Annotated in this window: 1 tRNA gene; it reads left to right on the forward strand. The window is 59.3% G+C overall.

From position 1 onward, the window contains the following. Positions 1–157: 157 nt before the first annotated feature. Positions 158–234: transfer RNA gene (locus I6F21_RS38210), tRNA-Arg, on the forward strand. Positions 235–410 lie beyond the last annotated feature (176 nt).

A 410-nucleotide genomic window follows, 5' to 3' on the forward strand; every position in this document is an offset into this window, starting at 1 on the left:
GCCAAGGGCCGCTCGTGAATCCTCGCTACCAAAGAACGCGCGTTTCGGCTCGATCCCGTCGTCGCAAAAATGAAGTTTTTTGCCGAAAGGCGCTTGCAATCGCCGAAAGGACCCTTTAGAGGATCGCCACGCAAGCGGTGGTCACCGCTTCAGGCACGCACCCGTAGCTCAGCTGGATAGAGCACCAGACTACGAATCTGGGGGTGAGGAGTTCGAATCTCTTCGGGTGCGCCATTCCTTTTCCGTCACGCTATTTTGCCATTCTGGTCGCTATAGGACCTTGGTGCGCCTGCATCCTCGGCGATGCGGTCGACGGTTGCACCCTCGTAGCCTTCACAGGCGACCTCGCGCGCCGGCGCCGTCAGCTTTGCTTTCGTCCGCGCCGGAGTTCTCGTGTCAATCGCATGAAC

The sequence above is a fragment of the Bradyrhizobium sp. NBAIM03 genome, from assembly GCF_020194055.1.
Lineage (GTDB): Bacteria > Pseudomonadota > Alphaproteobacteria > Rhizobiales > Xanthobacteraceae > Bradyrhizobium > Bradyrhizobium yuanmingense.